This window comes from Ruegeria sp. CK2, from assembly GCF_056536585.1.
Genome location: NZ_JBQFPW010000014.1, coordinates 1 through 15,897, shown reverse-complemented (window position 1 = coordinate 15,897; position 15,897 = coordinate 1). Strand labels below are relative to the sequence as shown.

Annotated in this window: 19 protein-coding genes; 18 read left to right on the top strand and 1 reads right to left on the bottom strand. The window is 57.6% G+C overall.

From position 1 onward, the window contains the following. Window positions 1–67: 67 nt before the first annotated feature. The 3 genes from ACR0BU_RS18635 (at window position 68) to ACR0BU_RS18625 (ending at window position 2,690) form a co-directional block, all read left to right on the top strand. Window positions 68–1,300 (top strand): MFS transporter, encoded by a 1,233-nt coding sequence (locus ACR0BU_RS18635; protein ID WP_299082435.1) that lies wholly within the window; start codon window positions 68–70, stop codon window positions 1,298–1,300. A 66-nt stretch (window positions 1,301–1,366) separates the two neighbouring features. Continuing rightward, window positions 1,367–2,245, top strand: coding sequence for a 50S ribosomal protein L11 methyltransferase (locus ACR0BU_RS18630; RefSeq protein ID WP_480738415.1), 879 nt, complete (start codon window positions 1,367–1,369; stop codon window positions 2,243–2,245). A 100-nt stretch (window positions 2,246–2,345) separates the two neighbouring features. Beyond that, entirely contained in the window at window positions 2,346–2,690 is a 345-nt protein-coding gene (locus ACR0BU_RS18625) for a hypothetical protein (RefSeq protein ID WP_298936645.1), read from the top strand. Between the two features lie 98 nt (window positions 2,691–2,788). Here ACR0BU_RS18625 and ACR0BU_RS18620 read toward each other — a convergent pair whose 3' ends face one another. Beyond that, window positions 2,789–3,004, bottom strand: coding sequence for a DUF1127 domain-containing protein (locus ACR0BU_RS18620; RefSeq protein WP_298936646.1), 216 nt, complete (start codon window positions 3,002–3,004; stop codon window positions 2,789–2,791). Between the two features lie 333 nt (window positions 3,005–3,337). Between ACR0BU_RS18620 and ruvC the strand changes: the two genes are divergently transcribed. From ruvC to ACR0BU_RS18545, 15 genes are all read left to right on the top strand, one after another. Next, complete coding sequence (gene ruvC, locus ACR0BU_RS18615; protein WP_480738413.1) at window positions 3,338–3,835, top strand: crossover junction endodeoxyribonuclease RuvC; 498 nt, start codon at window positions 3,338–3,340, stop codon at window positions 3,833–3,835. Continuing rightward, window positions 3,832–4,509, top strand: coding sequence for a Holliday junction branch migration protein RuvA (gene ruvA / locus ACR0BU_RS18610; protein WP_298936648.1), 678 nt, complete (start codon window positions 3,832–3,834; stop codon window positions 4,507–4,509). The genes ruvC and ruvA overlap by 4 nt, the downstream gene beginning before the upstream one ends. Before the next feature lie 4 nt (window positions 4,510–4,513). Next, the gene (gene ruvB / locus ACR0BU_RS18605; protein ID WP_298936649.1) at window positions 4,514–5,533 is read left to right on the top strand and encodes a Holliday junction branch migration DNA helicase RuvB; all 1,020 of its coding nucleotides are present in this window, start codon (window positions 4,514–4,516) and stop codon (window positions 5,531–5,533) included. Window positions 5,534–5,596: 63 nt separating this feature from the next. After that, the gene (locus ACR0BU_RS18600; protein WP_480738411.1) at window positions 5,597–6,220 is read left to right on the top strand and encodes a hypothetical protein; all 624 of its coding nucleotides are present in this window, start codon (window positions 5,597–5,599) and stop codon (window positions 6,218–6,220) included. Beyond that, the gene (gene ybgC / locus ACR0BU_RS18595) at window positions 6,217–6,600 is read left to right on the top strand and encodes a tol-pal system-associated acyl-CoA thioesterase (protein ID WP_298936651.1); all 384 of its coding nucleotides are present in this window, start codon (window positions 6,217–6,219) and stop codon (window positions 6,598–6,600) included. Before ACR0BU_RS18600 ends, ybgC begins: the two co-directional genes overlap by 4 nt. 107 nt (window positions 6,601–6,707) lie before the next feature. Continuing rightward, on the top strand, window positions 6,708–7,403 hold the full coding sequence (gene tolQ, locus ACR0BU_RS18590) for a protein TolQ (protein ID WP_298936652.1): 696 nt from the start codon (window positions 6,708–6,710) through the stop codon (window positions 7,401–7,403). 1 nt (window position 7,404) lies between these two features. Beyond that, window positions 7,405–7,881 carry a protein TolR gene (gene tolR, locus ACR0BU_RS18585; RefSeq protein ID WP_298936653.1) on the top strand — a complete coding sequence of 159 codons (477 nt, stop codon included), beginning with the start codon at window positions 7,405–7,407 and terminating at the stop codon, window positions 7,879–7,881. 9 nt (window positions 7,882–7,890) lie between these two features. Next, a complete protein-coding gene (locus tag ACR0BU_RS18580) occupies window positions 7,891–8,994 on the top strand; it encodes an energy transducer TonB (protein WP_480738409.1) in 1,104 nt (367 codons plus the stop codon). Continuing rightward, window positions 8,991–10,310, top strand: a complete 1,320-nt coding sequence (tolB, locus tag ACR0BU_RS18575; RefSeq protein ID WP_298936655.1) for a Tol-Pal system beta propeller repeat protein TolB — start codon at window positions 8,991–8,993, stop codon at window positions 10,308–10,310. Before ACR0BU_RS18580 ends, tolB begins: the two co-directional genes overlap by 4 nt. Window positions 10,311–10,393: 83 nt before the next feature. Further along, the gene (gene pal / locus ACR0BU_RS18570) at window positions 10,394–10,897 is read left to right on the top strand and encodes a peptidoglycan-associated lipoprotein Pal (RefSeq protein ID WP_298936656.1); all 504 of its coding nucleotides are present in this window, start codon (window positions 10,394–10,396) and stop codon (window positions 10,895–10,897) included. A gap of 4 nt (window positions 10,898–10,901) precedes the next feature. Beyond that, window positions 10,902–11,726, top strand: a complete 825-nt coding sequence (gene ybgF, locus ACR0BU_RS18565; RefSeq protein ID WP_298936657.1) for a tol-pal system protein YbgF — start codon at window positions 10,902–10,904, stop codon at window positions 11,724–11,726. Beyond that, window positions 11,717–12,976 (top strand): tRNA lysidine(34) synthetase TilS, encoded by a 1,260-nt coding sequence (tilS, locus tag ACR0BU_RS18560; protein ID WP_480738407.1) that lies wholly within the window; start codon window positions 11,717–11,719, stop codon window positions 12,974–12,976. The genes ybgF and tilS overlap by 10 nt, the downstream gene beginning before the upstream one ends. A 77-nt stretch (window positions 12,977–13,053) precedes the next feature. Continuing rightward, entirely contained in the window at window positions 13,054–14,970 is a 1,917-nt protein-coding gene (ftsH, locus tag ACR0BU_RS18555; protein ID WP_298936658.1) for an ATP-dependent zinc metalloprotease FtsH, read from the top strand. 100 nt (window positions 14,971–15,070) lie between these two features. Further along, window positions 15,071–15,646: an MOSC domain-containing protein gene (locus tag ACR0BU_RS18550; protein WP_480738405.1), complete on the top strand. Its 576-nt coding sequence runs from the start codon at window positions 15,071–15,073 to the stop codon at window positions 15,644–15,646. 61 nt (window positions 15,647–15,707) lie between these two features. Then, window positions 15,708–15,897, top strand: a 190-nt coding sequence (locus ACR0BU_RS18545) for a hypothetical protein (RefSeq protein ID WP_480738404.1), incomplete at its 3' end; no start/stop codon positions are given.

Genomic DNA, 15,897 nt, shown 5'->3' with positions numbered 1-15,897 from the left:
TGCAGAGCCGTTGTGCGCGCTCAGCTTTCCGCTCGCCAATACGGCGATTTGGGCGTAGAGGACTCTCATGCTGAAACCAATGCCACTTTCCAAGGCGCAAAGCCTGCCATATTGGCGACGCCCCGTAACGCTTTTGTTCGTGATGGCACTGACCATGCCGATCGCGTTCAATGCGTGGAGCGCGTTGTTGAACAACTTCGTCATCGAAGTGGCAAATTTCGATGGGGCAGACATTGGTTTGCTGCACACGGTGCGAGAGATTCCGGGGTTCCTGGCCGTCGGCGTCATAGCTGTGATACTGATTGTCCGCGAGCAGGTGCTCGCGATGATATCCCTGATGCTGCTGGGCGTCGCAACGGCAATTACGGCTTGGTTTCCAAGTCTTGGCGGCCTTTTGTTTGTTACGTTTTTCAGCTCAGTTGGCTTTCACTACTACGAGACAGTGAACCAGTCCCTGCAATTGCAATGGCTCCGTAAAGACCGGGCACCTCAGGTGCTGGGATGGCTTGTGGCAATGGGATCCGCGTCGACTTTGGTGGTCTATGGCCTGATCGTGCTGACCTGGGACCGGTTCGATTTATCTTACAATACGGTCTTCATGGCCGCGGGCGGTTTTACCGCCGTGTTGGCCCTGTTCTGTCTGATCGCCTATCCGCAATTCGATGCGCCCACGCCGCAGACGAAAAAGGTGGTGCTGCGCCGACGGTACTGGTTGTATTATGCGTTGCAGTTCATGGCCGGAGCACGGCGCCAAATTTTTGTTGTCTTCGCGGGTTTCATGATGGTCGAGAAATTCGGCTTTGAGGTGCATGAGCTGACCAGCCTCTATCTGATCAATCTGGTGATCAACATTGCTGCCGCACCCTTGTTGGGTAAGGCAGTGTCTATGTTTGGCGAGCGACGTACACTGATCTTCGAGTATGCCGGGCTTGCCATCGTCTTCGCGGCATACGGTGGGATCTACTGGTTCGGGTGGGGCGTTTTGCTGGCAGCAATCCTATATGTGATCGATCACGTGCTGTTTGCGTTGGCGTTGGCGCTCAAAACCTATTTCCAGAAAATTGCTGATCCTGCCGATATCGCGCCGACCGCAGCCGTGGCCTTTACTATCAACCATATCGCGGCTGTGTTTCTGCCCGCGCTTCTTGGCCTGCTATGGGTGGTGTCGCCTGGTGCAGTATTTGCGCTGGCGGCCGCTATGGCGATGATTTCCCTGGGGCTGTCTCTGTTGATCCCACGCCACCCGGAACCGGGCAACGAAACAATTCTGTCCAAATACGCTCCGGCCCCGGCGGAATAGGGTGCAGAGCTTGACCTTGGCGATCCGTCGCCATAGGCGCTGGAGCGACTTGAACAGGAGACTTTCATGCCCACATTCACTGCGCTGACAACCCTGACCGGCAAAGCCGCAGCCGAGAATCTGGGCGAAGCGATGGAGCGTCTGGATCCCGAACCCACTGGTATTGGTGTCTTTGAGGTCGAAGACGGGTCGGGCCTGTGGGAAGTTGGCGGGTACTTCACCGAAGCGCCAGACGAAACCGCTCTGGCCGTGTTGACCGCGGCGTTTGGTGCAAAGCCCTTTGTCGTCTCCGAGTTGCCCGATACAGACTGGGTCGCGCATGTGCGCCGCGAACTGGCGCCGGTCGAGGCTGGGCGCTTTTTTGTCTACGGCAGCCATGACGCCGACAAACTGCCGAAGAATCGCATCCCCTTGTTGATCGAGGCGGCAATGGCCTTTGGGACGGGGCATCATGGCACCACACTTGGGTGTTTGAACGCGTTGGATCATCTGCTGGATCAGGGTTTTAGCGCGACCAAGGTGGCCGATATCGGGTGCGGCACCGCCGTTTTGGCAATGGCCGCGGCGCGTGTCTGGAATGGTGAAATTTTGGCCAGTGATATCGATCAGGTCGCCGTAGATGTGGCCGAGGCCAACCTGAAGGCAAACGGTATGTCCGGTGCCGTTCGCTGTGTGGAAGCGGCCGGTTTTGATCACCCGGACCTGAAAGCTTTGGCGCCCTATGATCTGATCTTTGCCAACATCCTGAAGGGCCCGTTGGTGGCGTTGTCTCCTGAAATTGGAGCGAATCTGCGTGACAGAGGGCATGCCATCTTGTCGGGAATCCTCAACGAACAGGCCGATGATGTGGTCGCGGTTTATCTACAAAACGGATTTAATCTTAGTAATCGCAGCGAGATTGGTGAATGGACAACGCTAATCTTAACCAAACAGGGCGCAATTTAGGCCATTTGCAGGAGCTTTGTGGATTCTTGCCCAGATTTTGACGTAATCTCTATTTACCGTTTCTTAATGGATTTGAGGGGGGCGGTTTGTGGAGGCTGCCATGACGGGAAAACAACTTGAGTTTGATCAGCGCGTTCATCGCCTGAGCAAAAAACACCAAAAGATGAGCCGCGGCTATCGCGCATCCATGCGCAAGGATGGCTTGGTTGTGATGAAGCCGCAGCGTGTGCGCTCTGCGGTGCCGGCAAAAGTGATGTTGCTAAGTCTTCTGGCGTTCTTTGCATTCAAAGCGTTCTTATTGTCCAGTCTCGGGCCGTCCGGGTATCAGTACCGGATCGATAGCCTGAATGAGGGCACATCGGTCGAACAGGCCGGTGCTTGGGTCATGCAGATCGACCCGCTGTCCGAAGCGATGGCAGTTCAGCTGAACAAAATCCTCTACTAAGCTCTTCTGACGTAAAAAAACACCGCGTGCTGTCCAGCGCGCGGTGTTTTCTTTGCCCCACAGGGAGGATGTGGGGTGTGTGAGCGATTGGTCGGTGTTTACCGGCGACCCTCAGCAATGGCGTCGATGTCGCCACGGCACAGACCGATATCTTCCAGTTCGCGGTCAGTCAGACCAGTCAGCGCGTTCCGCGTTACGCGGGCGTCATTCCATTCGACAGCAGCATTCACAGCTGTTGCGAAAAATGCGCCGATACGGCCGACGAGGCCGAATGAGCCAGTGGTTGCGAAGCGGGTTGTGTCTAGTGCAGCCATATCCTGTTTCCTTCTGGTTTGTGTTAACTTTGCAATCTTGCGATCTGAGCGGCATGTAGTGCTGAGATTCGCTGTGCGCAAGTTCAGTTTTTGCATGTGTCCTATGCATTTTCTGCAATACTTCACGCAGGTGTAATACCCTTAAATAATTAGTGAATTTGCGTTCATGAACGTGTCAAATTCAGGCTTTCTGAGGTCGCAAACTGCCCTTGGCGGCACGGCTACGACACGCATGTCGTTTTCCGGCTTCAGGTCAATTCGCTTGGAAAATGTTCACGCTTCGTGCTAGGCGTTGAAAAAAGATCACATAACCCGAGCAGGCCGAGACAAACTATGCGAATTCTAGGCATTGATCCGGGGTTGAGAACCCTGGGATGGGGCGTCATCGAATCGAATGGCAGCCGCCTGAGCCATGTTGCGAATGGTTTATGCAAATCCGATGGGGACGATCTTGGTGAACGACTTTTGTCTCTGCACAATCAGATCGTCGAAGTGATTGCAGAACATCGACCCGATCAAGCCGCCATCGAACAGACTTTTGTGAACAAGGATGGGGCGGGGACGCTCAAACTGGGTCAGGCCCGCGGCGTGGCGTTGCTGACGCTGGCAAAGGCTGGGTTGCAAGTGGGGGAGTATGCTCCGAACCGGGTCAAGAAGACTGTGGTGGGTGTCGGCCACGCCGAGAAAGAACAGGTTTTGCACATGGTCAAGCTGCAACTACCAGGCTGCCAGCCCAAAGGGGCCGATGCTGCGGATGCGCTGGCGATCGCAATCTGTCATTCCTACTATGGCACTTCTCCACAGGCACGATTGAATGAGGTACGGGCATGATCGGCAAGCTGACGGGACGATTGGATTATCGCGCGGCGGATCATGTGCTAATTGATGTCCGGGGTGTTGGCTATCTGGTCTATTGCTCCGACAGGACCATGGCCGCCTTGCCAGGCGTGGGTGAGGCGATCTCGATCTACACCGACATGGTCGTGCGCGAAGACCTGATGCAGCTTTATGGGTTCCTGTCACTGGTCGAAAAAGAATGGCACCGGCTGTTGTGTTCGGTTCAGGGGGTTGGGGCCAAAGTGTCGCTTGCGATCCTGAGCGCTTTGGGACCAGATGGTGTCAGCCGCGCAATCGCGTTGGGTGACTGGGCTACGGTCAAGGCCGCCAAGGGCGTTGGGCCCAAAACAGCGCAGCGCATCGTCCTGGACCTGAAGGACAAAGCCCCGGGCGTTATGGCGATGGGCGGTACGGTGACCGAGGCGATGGACGGCCCCGCGTTGGATGTAATCGAGCCGACTGGCCCCACGCCAGTTGCAAAACGAACGCTAAAACCACCTACCGGAGCAGCTGCCGCGTCAGCTGGCGCTTTGTCTGCGCTGGCCAATCTAGGCTATAGCCCGTCCGATGCTGCGACGGCGGTGGCCGAAGCTGCGGCGAGTCTGCCTGACGCTGAAGAAACAGATCTGATCCGTGCCGCATTGAAGCTGCTGGCTCCGAAAGGCTGAATGAATGGTAGACGTCGATCCCACCCTGCGCCCAGAGCCGTTGCCGGAAGACAATGACCGCGCCTTGAGACCGCAGACATTGGATGATTTCATCGGTCAGGCCGAAGCCCGTGCCAATCTGCGCATTTTCATCCAATCCGCCCGTCAACGCGGTGAAGCGATGGATCACACGCTGTTTCACGGCCCTCCAGGGCTGGGCAAGACGACGTTGGCGCAGATCATAGCGCGCGAGCTGGGCGTGAATTTCCGCATGACTTCGGGGCCGGTGCTGGCCAAGGCCGGCGATCTGGCGGCGATTCTGACCAATCTTGAAGCCCGCGATGTGCTTTTCATCGACGAAATCCACCGCCTGAACCCGGCGGTCGAAGAGGTGCTCTATCCTGCGATGGAGGATTTCGAGCTGGATCTGGTAATTGGCGAAGGTCCGGCTGCGCGGACGGTGCGGATCGAATTGCAGCCTTTCACGCTGGTTGGTGCGACCACACGGATGGGTCTGTTGACCACACCATTACGCGATCGATTTGGTATTCCGACACGGTTGCAATTCTATGAGATTGATGAGTTGCACGAGATTGTCACGCGAAATGCGCGCAAGTTGGGCGCGCCAGCGGATGATGATGGTGCGTGGGAAATTGCGCGACGGTCGCGCGGCACGCCCCGGATCGCTGGCAGGCTGCTTCGGCGGGTTGTTGATTTTGCCATCGTCGAAGGAGATGGGCGGATCACGCGGGATCTGGCGGATGGTGCCCTGACGCGATTGGGTGTCGATAACTTGGGTCTGGATGGAGCGGATCGTCGATATCTGAAGCTGATCGCCGAAAACTACGCGGGTGGTCCCGTGGGGATTGAGACGCTGTCTGCGGCGCTGTCCGAAAGCCGGGACTCGTTGGAAGATGTGATTGAACCCTTCCTGTTGCAGCAGGGCCTGATCCAGCGTACGCCTCGCGGCCGGATGCTGGCGCAAAAAGCTTGGACGCATCTTGGTATGGCTGCACCCAAAGGCCAAAACGATCTGTTTGGTTGAAGCCGCAGCTTAGAGATTTTATGCCTTCGGCGAGAGTATTTTTGAAAAGATGAAGGATTGGGTGTGACACCTGACGAGATCGAAGCGCTTTTTACACGCGAAAGCGGTGAGTTTCTGTTCGCGCGGTGGGGTCGCCCCATCGTGCCGATTGTTTTTGGCGTCGAAGATAAAACGTTGGCCACGGTGAAAGGTGCTTTCGAGGCAGTCGTAGCTTTGGCAGGCCACAAAATGGCCGAGACGGACCCCGAGTTGGGCGCAAATTGCATGGTCTTCTTTTTTCGGGACTGGCGGGAATTGACCGACGTGCCGGATCTGGATCGTCTAATCCCGGATCTCGGACCGCTGGTTGAACGTTTGGTCGCGGCGGACGCCAATCAATATCGCATCTTCCGGTTCGAAGAGGACGGCGCGATCCGCGCGGCATTTGTGTTTCTACGCATGGATGCCGAATTGTCAGACATTCCGGCTGAGACTCTTGCGCTGAGCCAAGTGGTCCAGACAACCCTGCTGTGGTCGGACACTGCCTTTCGCGACGCATCACCATTGGCGGTTGCGGGCGATGCAACGATCTTGCGTCCCGATATTGCCGGGGTGATCCGTGCCGCTTATGATCCGGTTTTGCCGGGGGCAGCGCGGGACAAGTCCCATGCGCTCAGGCTGTTTGCCCGGCTGGAGCAACAGCAATGACACATACCTATCCTGTCCGGGTATATTATGAAGATACAGACATGGGCGGGGTCGTTTACCATGCGAACTACCTGCGTTACATCGAACGTGCCCGCTCGGACTGGGTGCGCAAGCTGGGCAATGACCAGAACGCGATGCGCGAGGAAGGGGTCGTCTGGGTCGTGCGCCGGGTCGAGGCGGATTACCTCGCGCCAGCGAAGTTCGAGGACGAGTTGGTGGTTGAGACGGACGTTGTCTCGCTGTCGGGTGTGCGTCTGACCATGTCACAGAGTGTTCGGCGCGGAGAAACCGAGATTTTTCGTGCCACAGTCACGGCCGTTTGCATCAACCGCGCCGGTAAACCGATCCGCCTTCCGGCAGAGATTCGCGCATTGATGTAACAAATTGCGGGACCGGGGTGGTTCTGTTGGCTTTTCGGGGCCAACTGCGTTAGCGTCTGGCAAAATAAGGCCAAATAAACGGCCGTCAGGCAAAAAAGAGCAGGTTCATGGAAGCTGAAACGCTGGCGCTGGCGCAGGAGATCGACTTCTCCATGTGGGGGCTGTTTGCCCGCGCGACTTTTATCGTCAAACTGGTGATGCTGATGCTGGTCGTCGCGTCGGGCTGGTCTTGGGCGATCATCATACAGAAGCTCATCAACTATCGATCTGCACGTCGTGAGGCGCAGATATTCGATGAATCCTTCTGGTCCGGGAATCCGCTGGACGAGCTGTTCGAACAGATCGGATCACGGCCCGATGGCAGTTCTGAGAAGATTTTTGCGTCAGGCATGATCGAATGGCGCAGGTCGCATCGCAACGATGGCGGGCTGATCGCAGGTGCCACGGCGCGGATTGATCGGTCAATGGATGTTGCCATCGCAAAAGAGGCGGAAACATTGCAGAAAGGTCTGCCGATTCTGGCGACCGTGGGGTCAACCGCACCGTTTATCGGCCTGTTCGGAACCGTTTGGGGTATCATGAACGCCTTCATCGAAATCGCCGAGCAGCAGAATACCAACCTGGCCGTTGTTGCACCCGGCATTGCCGAAGCTTTGCTGGCCACCGGTTTGGGGCTGCTGGCCGCGATTCCGGCGGTGATATTCTACAACAAACTCAGCGCAGACAGTGATCGCATCGTTGGTGGCTATGAGGCGTTCGCCGACGAGTTCGCCACCATTCTGTCGCGTCAGTTGGACAGCTGACATGGGGGCCGCGGTACAGCAACCGTCGGGTGGCAATGGCCGCAGACGCGGGCGGCGTCGGGGTCGTGCGCAGCCGATGGCTGAGATCAACGTGACCCCCTTTGTCGATGTCATGCTGGTGTTGTTGATCATCTTCATGGTTGCCGCACCTTTGTTAACCGTTGGTGTACCCGTCGACTTGCCCAAGACTGCGGCCAGTGCGCTGCCCGGGGATAACGAAGAACCGCTGACAGTGACCTTGACTGCGGAAGGCTTGGTACAGATCCAGACCACAGACGTTTTGCGCGAAGAGTTGATTGGCAAACTGCGTGCGATTGCAGCAGAACGCAGCAGCGACCGCGTGTTCCTGCGGGCTGATGGTGCAATACCCTATTCGCAGGTCATGCAGGTCATGGGCGCGTTGAATGCGGGTGGGTTTTCCAATGTGGGCCTTGTGACCGATACCGGTGGCCCGACGCTGGATGATGGTGGAGAGTGAGGTCGCACGGTGGACACCGGCACCAAGATTTCAGCGATTGCTCATGTGAGTTTGATTGGATGGGCGCTGTTCGGCGGGACCTTCAAGTCCGAACCGCTGCCTATGGCCGTACAGGATGTGTCTGTGATTAGCGCGGAACAGTTTGCGGCCTTGACTGCACAGCGCAACGCGCCCGAGGTACCGACCCTGCCCAGTACCTTGCAACAGCCCGAAGAGCCAGAGCCCGAGGCCAACGCGCCGGAACCTGTTCAGGAGGAACAACCGCGCCCTGAACCGGTAACGCCGACCGAACCTGAGCCGGAGGCGGAACCAGAAACGGTCGAAGCACCTCCTGAGCCTGAAGTGATCGAAGAACCGCCGGTTCTGATCGAACCTGAAACCGAATCCGCCGCACTTCCTGTCCCTCCGGGGCCCGAGGCACAGCCGCGCCCTGCGGACCGGGTTGCACCAGAAGCCATTGCGCCACCACCCCCCGAAGCGAAACCGGATGACGTTGAAACACCGCCTGTTTCCCTTGATGAGGGCGCGGAAACGCAGCAGGAACAGCAGGATCAGACAGCACCGGAAGAAGCCGCGCCCGAAATTGTGACCGAGGCCGAAGAAACCGAAGAACAATCGCCTCGAACGTCGCCGCGTCCGCGGGTACGGCCCAACAGACCGACACCTCCGGCCGAGCCGGTTGTAGCAGAAGCACCTGAGCCAGCGCCGGAAACGCCTTCGCAGAACGACGAAGCGGCGATCAATGATGCCTTGGCCGAAGCGCTGGAGGGGAGCACAGAACCTTCGGGCCCACCGCTGACCAGCGGCGAAAAGGATGCGATGCGCGTAGCTGTTTCGCGCTGTTGGAATGTCGGGTCACTTTCGACGGATGCCCTGAACGTGGTGGTCGTGGTTGGTTTTTCGCTGAACCGAGACGGCACAGTTGTGGCCAACAGTGTGCGCAAGCTGGACAGTTCTGGTGGGTCGTCCGCTGCTGAGGGCCAAGCTTACGAGGCCGCACGACGCGCGGTTTTACGCTGCGGGTCGAAAGGTTACGATCTGCCTGCTGACAAATACGACCAGTGGCAGGATATTGAGATTACATTCAATCCCGAGAGGATGCGGATCAAATGATGAAACTTCTGACAAGCCTCGTTCTTGGCCTGACGCTTTTGTCGGCACCGGTACACGCTCAGAGTGGCCCCCTTCGTCTGGAAATCGACGAAGGGATCATCGAACCCATGCCCTTTGCCGTTCCGAACTTCGTGCCTGATGGTGCATCTGCCGCGCAATACGCCACGGATATCTCTCGGGTCGTTGCCGCGGATTTGACGGGAACAGGGCTGTTCCGGGAAATATCCTCGGATGCGTTCATCAGCCGGGTCAGCAGCTTTGACGCTCCGGTTCAGTTTGCGGACTGGAAGGCGATCAATGCTCAGGCTCTTGTTACAGGTGCGGTCAACGTTTCGGGTGAGCGCCTGACTGTTCGGTTTCGGGTTTGGGATGTGTTCTCGGGTCAGGAACTAGGGGATGGTCTGCAACTGGCCGGAACAACCGATGGCTGGCGGCGCATGGCGCACAAGGTAGCCGATCAGGTCTACAGCCGGATCACAGGTGAAGGCGGTTACTTTGACAGCCGTGTCGCGTTTGTCTCGGAAAGCGGGCCTAAGAACCAACGGCTCAAGCGTTTGGCGATCATGGATTACGACGGCGCAAATGTGCAATATCTGACGGACAGCGCTGCGATTGTGCTTGCGCCGCGGTTTTCGCCCTCTGGCGACCGGCTGCTATACACCAGCTACGAAAGCGGCAGCCCGCGCATCTATGTTCTGGATGTAGGCAGCGTGCAGCGCCAAGAACTGAGAACCCAAGACGGCACCATGAGCTTTTCGCCCCGGTTCTCACCTGATGGGAGATCAATTGTGTATTCGCTGATCCAGGGCGGAAATACGGATCTTTGGAGGATGGATCTGGCCTCGGGTCAAAGTGCGCGGCTCACCAATACGCCAGCGATCGAGACCGCGCCAAGCTATTCACCGGATGGCAGTCAGATCGTGTTCGAAAGCGACCGTTCGGGGACACCACAGCTTTATGTCATGCCAGCCAATGGCGGCGAGGCGACGCGCATCAGCTTTGGGCAGGGGCGCTATGGCACCCCCGTATGGTCGCCGCGTGGGGATCTAATTGCCTTTACCAAGCAGAACAAAGGCCGGTTCCATATCGGTGTCATGCGGACAAATGGGGATGAAGAACGGTTGCTGACATCCTCTTTCCTGGATGAAGGCCCAACATGGTCCCCCAATGGTCGGGTGATTATGTTCACCCGCGAGACGCAGGGTGCCAGCGGCCGCGCCACGTTGTACTCGGTGGATATCTCGGGCCGCAATCTGCGGCCAGTACGGACGCCGGATGGCGGCAGCGATCCGTCCTGGGGGCCACTGCAAAATTGATCGCCGCTTGGGCGCGGCAAAGTTCACAACAATCCGTCGCTGTGGTAAACAGGCGGCAATAATCAAAACACGAGGCACTTGAAATGAACGTATTGGGCAAAATCCTGGCATTGGGCGCGCTGAGTGTGATCGCCGCCTGTTCAAACAATGATCCTTCGGCACTGGGTGGTGGCGCTGGTGGCAGCGGTGCGATTGTGCCGGGCTCACCCAGTGATCCGCGCTCGCCCGCGTATTTCCAGCAGACGGTCGGCGACCGTGTCCTGTTCTCGGTAGATCAGTCGACATTGACGCCGCAGGCCAAAACCACCTTGCAGGGGCAGGCCGAATGGCTTTTGGCGAACCCGGATTATGTAGCCAAAATCGAAGGTCACGCGGACGAACAAGGCACCCGTGAATACAACCTTGCTCTGGGCGCACGTCGGGCAAACGCAGCGCGGGAATTCCTGATCTCACGCGGGGTTGCGGGCAACCGTTTGCAAACCGTCAGCTATGGCAAGGAACGCCCGATCGAGATATGCAGCACCGAGGAATGCTATTCCAAGAACCGTCGCGCGGTGACGGTGCTGACCGGTTCAACATTGGGGTAAGACAATGCGAGTTGCAGGATGGGTCTTGGCCGCAGTCATGGCGACAGTCGGCGTAGCACAAGCGCAAGATCAACAGACGCTGGCGGATATCCGGCAGGAACTGACGGTGTTACACGTCGAAATTCAACGCCTCAAGCGCGAGTTTTCAACGACCGGGTCGCCAGCGCCGAACCTCTCCGGCAGTTCGGTCCTTGAACGGGTCGACGCAATCGAGGCCGAGCTTCAGCGCCTGACGCGTCAGACAGAACAATTGAACCAACGTGTGCAGAATGTTGTCACAGATGGCACAAATCGGATCGGAGATATGGAGTTTCGGCTTTGTGAGTTGGAGCCGAATTGCGATATTTCGACCGAGGAAACCCCAACGCTAGGCGGAGATAGCGGAACAGAAAACCTGCCGTCGGTACAACCGACTGATCCAAACCCAAGTGATCAAGTTGAACTGGCCGTTGGTGAGCGAGCCGATTTCGACGCGGCATCTCAGGCGCTGGCGGATGGTGATTTTCAAGCCGCGGCCACCTTGTTTTCGCAGTTTGACACGTCATACCCCGGCAGCCCATTGGCGCCTGAAGCAAACCTGAAACGCGGTCAGGCGCTGGAAGGGATGGGCGACACGCGCGAGGCGGCACGGGCCTTTCTTGCCAGCTTTACGGGCGATTCCGAAGGGACGTTTGCGCCCGAGGCTTTGTTTGAACTTGGCGCCGCTCTGGGGCGTCTGGGGCAAACCGATCAGGCCTGCATCACGCTCAGCGAAGTTGGTGTGCGCTTCCCATCCTCGGCAACCGCATCAAGTGCCACGCAGGAGATGTCGTCGCTGGGGTGTTCTTGACCAGCCACGCCGACAGCTTAAAATCTGACCTTCGCGCGCGGCTTCCCAACGTCCTGCCGCGCCGTCTTGGTATCGCCGTTTCGGGGGGGGGTGATTCCGTCGCGCTGATGCATCTTTTGCATGAGATTGCGCAAGCGGAAGGGATCGAACTGCGGGTCGCTACAGTTGATCACGGATTACGCGCCGCATCAGCAGATGAGGCGCAGACGGTTGCTAGACAAGCTCAGAGATTGGGGATCTCGCACGATACGCTGCGTTGGCAAGATTGGGACCAGACAGGCAATTTACAGGATCAAGCCCGTCAGGCCCGGTATTCTTTGCTGACAAAGTGGGCGCGTGATCAGGACGTAGCCGCCATTGCTTTGGGACACACCGCAGACGATCAGGCTGAAACCGTTTTGATGCGCTTGGGGCGCGCCGCGGGCGTAACAGGGCTGTCGGCTATGTCGGCCACGCGCTCTCAGGGTGGGGTTCAGTTGCTCCGTCCGCTATTGGATGTGACCCGCCAAAGGTTGCGCAATTACCTGACCGAGATCGATGTCGGTTGGATCGAAGACCCTTCGAATCAGGACACGCGGTTTGACCGGATAAAGGCGCGAAAAGCCTTGCAAGATCTTGAACCTGCGGGAATTACGCCGGAAGTCTTGACGAGGGTTGCAGAAAACCTTGCACAAGCGCGTGAGGCCTTAGCTCGTTATGCGCAGGAATCCGCGCGAAAAATCGCATCTGTGAACGACGGTGATGTGGTGCTGGATCGCGCAGGATTTGGCGCTCTGCCTGATGAAATTCAGCGGCGCATTTTGGTAGGGGCCGTCCTGTGGATTTCTGGGGCAAGGTATTCGCCACGCCGAACAACGGTTGCGCAGGCGTTAAAGGCTGTTCTGAGTGGGCAAGCGGGCTCGATTGGGGGCTGCCTTGTGGTGCCGCAGGGTAATAAAGCTTGGATTTGCAGGGAATTCGGGACCATTGAAGGGCTTTCTGCCCCGCTCGGCGAACGCTGGGACGGACGGTGGGTTTTCTCTGGGCCCAAGGTGGAAACGGCCGAAATTCGGGGTCTTGGAGAGGGCGGTCTGTTGCAGCTGCCGGACTGGCGTGTAACCGGCAGACCGCGCCTTGCGTTAAAGTCTTCACCTTCGATCTGGCAAGGGACCGACCTGCTTGCTGCACCATTAGCAGGGCATTCAAACGGATGGCGCGCGGAACTGGCCTCGGATTGGCCCGAGTTTCACACGTTGCTTTTATCGCATTGAACCTGCCGCAATCCTCTCTATTTTAAGAAGTAACCCGGCAGATCCCCATCTGCCGTAATCTTTTTGGGAGAATTTCCTTGGGCAACGCTCGCAATATCGCCTTTTGGGTCGTTCTGTTTCTGCTGATCCTTGCACTGTTCAATTTGTTCAGCGGACCGGGTGGAACGCTTCAGAGCAATGAAAGAACCTATTCTGACTTTGTCAGTGCCGTGCAGGGGGGCGACGTCAAGAATGTGACCCTCGATGGTGAGCAGATCCGCTACACGACCGAAAGCGGCGGCACCTATGTCACGATCAAACCCGGCGATGCCGAAGTAACCAAGCTTCTGATCGACGAGAACATTCCGGTCCGGGCTGAAAAGCAGCAGCAATCAGGCTTCCAATCGTTCCTGATTACGCTCCTGCCCTTCTTGCTGCTGATCGGCGTCTGGGTCTATTTCATGAACCGGATGCAAGGTGGCGGCAAAGGCGGTGCGATGGGTTTTGGCAAGTCCAAGGCCAAGATGCTGACCGAAAAGCATGGCCGCGTGACCTTTGATGACGTTGCGGGCATTGACGAGGCCAAGGAAGAGCTGGAAGAGATCGTGGAATTCCTGCGCAACCCGCAGAAATTCTCGCGTCTTGGCGGCAAGATTCCCAAAGGCGCATTGCTTGTTGGCCCTCCGGGTACAGGTAAGACGCTTTTGGCGCGTGCGATTGCGGGTGAGGCCGGTGTGCCATTTTTCACGATCTCGGGCTCAGACTTTGTCGAAATGTTTGTGGGTGTCGGTGCAAGCCGTGTCCGCGACATGTTCGAACAGGCCAAGAAGAACGCCCCCTGTATCGTCTTCATCGACGAGATTGACGCCGTAGGTCGCCATCGTGGCGCCGGCTATGGCGGTGGTAACGATGAACGCGAACAGACGCTCAACCAGTTGCTGGTCGAGATGGACGGGTTCGAAGCCAACGAAGGCGTGATCATTCTTGCGGCCACCAACCGGAAGGACGTTTTGGACCCTGCGCTGCTGCGTCCGGGCCGTTTCGACCGCAACGTGACCGTAGGCAACCCAGACATCAAAGGCCGCGAGAAGATCCTGGGCGTTCACGCGCGTAAGACACCCTTGGGCCCCGATGTCGATCTGCGCATCATTGCGCGCGGTACACCGGGATTTTCGGGCGCTGATCTGGCCAACCTCGTAAATGAGGCCGCGCTAATGGCCGCACGTGTCGGTCGCCGCTTTGTCACGATGGAAGACTTTGAGAACGCCAAGGACAAGGTGATGATGGGGGCCGAGCGTCGCTCGATGGTGCTGACCCAGGATCAAAAGGAAAAGACCGCCTATCACGAGGCCGGTCACGCCGTTGTGGGCCTGACCCTGCCGTTGTGTGACCCGGTCTACAAGGCGACTATCATCCCGCGCGGTGGCGCGCTGGGTATGGTTGTGTCGCTGCCCGAAATGGATCGTCTGAACTATCACCGCGATGAATGCGAGCAGAAACTAGCCATGACCATGGCTGGCAAGGCTGCCGAGGTGATCAAATACGGTGAAGATCACGTCTCGAACGGTCCCGCAGGTGATATCATGCAAGCCAGCCAGCTGTCGCGCGCCATGGTGATGCGCTGGGGCATGTCCGACAAGGTTGGTAATATTGACTACGCAGAGGCGCATGACGGTTATTCAGGCAACACAGCCGGGTTCTCGGTTTCGGCGCATACCAAAGAGCTGATCGAGGAAGAGGTGAAACGCCTCATCCAGCAGGGCTATGAACGCGCCCACCAAATCCTGTCTGAACAAACTGAGGAATGGGAACGGTTGGCACAGGGCCTTCTGGAATATGAAACCCTGACCGGTGATGAGATCAAGCGCGTCATGAATGGGGAACCGCCCAGTGAAAACGACGATGAAGGCGACACCCCTGATGAGGGCAGTGCACCCAGCGTGACTGCGATTCCCAAAACCAAAGTCAAAAAATCTCCGCCCGAGGGCGGGATGGAGCCGGAACCCACGGCATAGTGACAGAGACCCGGGCCTTGTCCCGGGTCTTTTCATTTTCGCTTTTCATCAGATCGCATCAGGTCAATATGGCGGGCGAGTATCTTCCGATGGGGTGCACATGCCGGTCTTGCGTGAAACAGAGTTTGTAGCTGAAGTGGTTTGGCTGGGTCATGTCCCTGCCGCCAAGTCTTTGCGCGCCCAAGCGGTGAACCGGGTAAGCCTTGGGTTCGCGGGTGACAGCGGAGCCCGTCACGAAGGCCTGAATCGTGCATCCTGCGTGCGGGTTAAGAACCTCTATCCGCAAGGCACCGAAATCCGAAACGTCCGCCAGCTTTCTGTTCTATCGGCTGAGGAACTTGATGCGATTGCGCGTGAGATGGGTCTGGACCAACTGGATCCCTCGCATCTGGGGGCTTCGATTGTTTTGAGTGGAATCCCCGACTTTACCCATATTCCACCATCCTCTCGGTTACAGGCCGCCAACGGTCTGACAATAACGGTTGATATGGAAAATCGTCCCTGCGTTTTGCCCGGGCGCGAGATCGAAGCGGATCAACCTGGGCACGGCGCGGCGTTCAAACCCGCAGCAGAAGGGCGTCGTGGTGTAACAGCCTGGGTGGAACGACCCGGGGTGCTTCAACTGGGGGATACGATGACGCTGTTCGTGCCCGACCAGCGAAATTGGGCGTCATAGCTCCCTCTCGTTTCCGATTACAAACCGCAGACATGCCCTGACGCCGTTTCGCGGCATGAAAATGTCGGAATCCACAACCATCGAGATTGTACACAACGGTATGGATTGCACATCGTCGGCGCACCGCGTCGGTTTTGCGCGGCATTCAATCAGGGACCTTGCCCACATGAGTTATAAATCTGACATTGAGATTGCCCGAGAGGCCATTAAGCAGCCGATCCAGGAGATTGGTGGTAAGATTGGGATTTCCA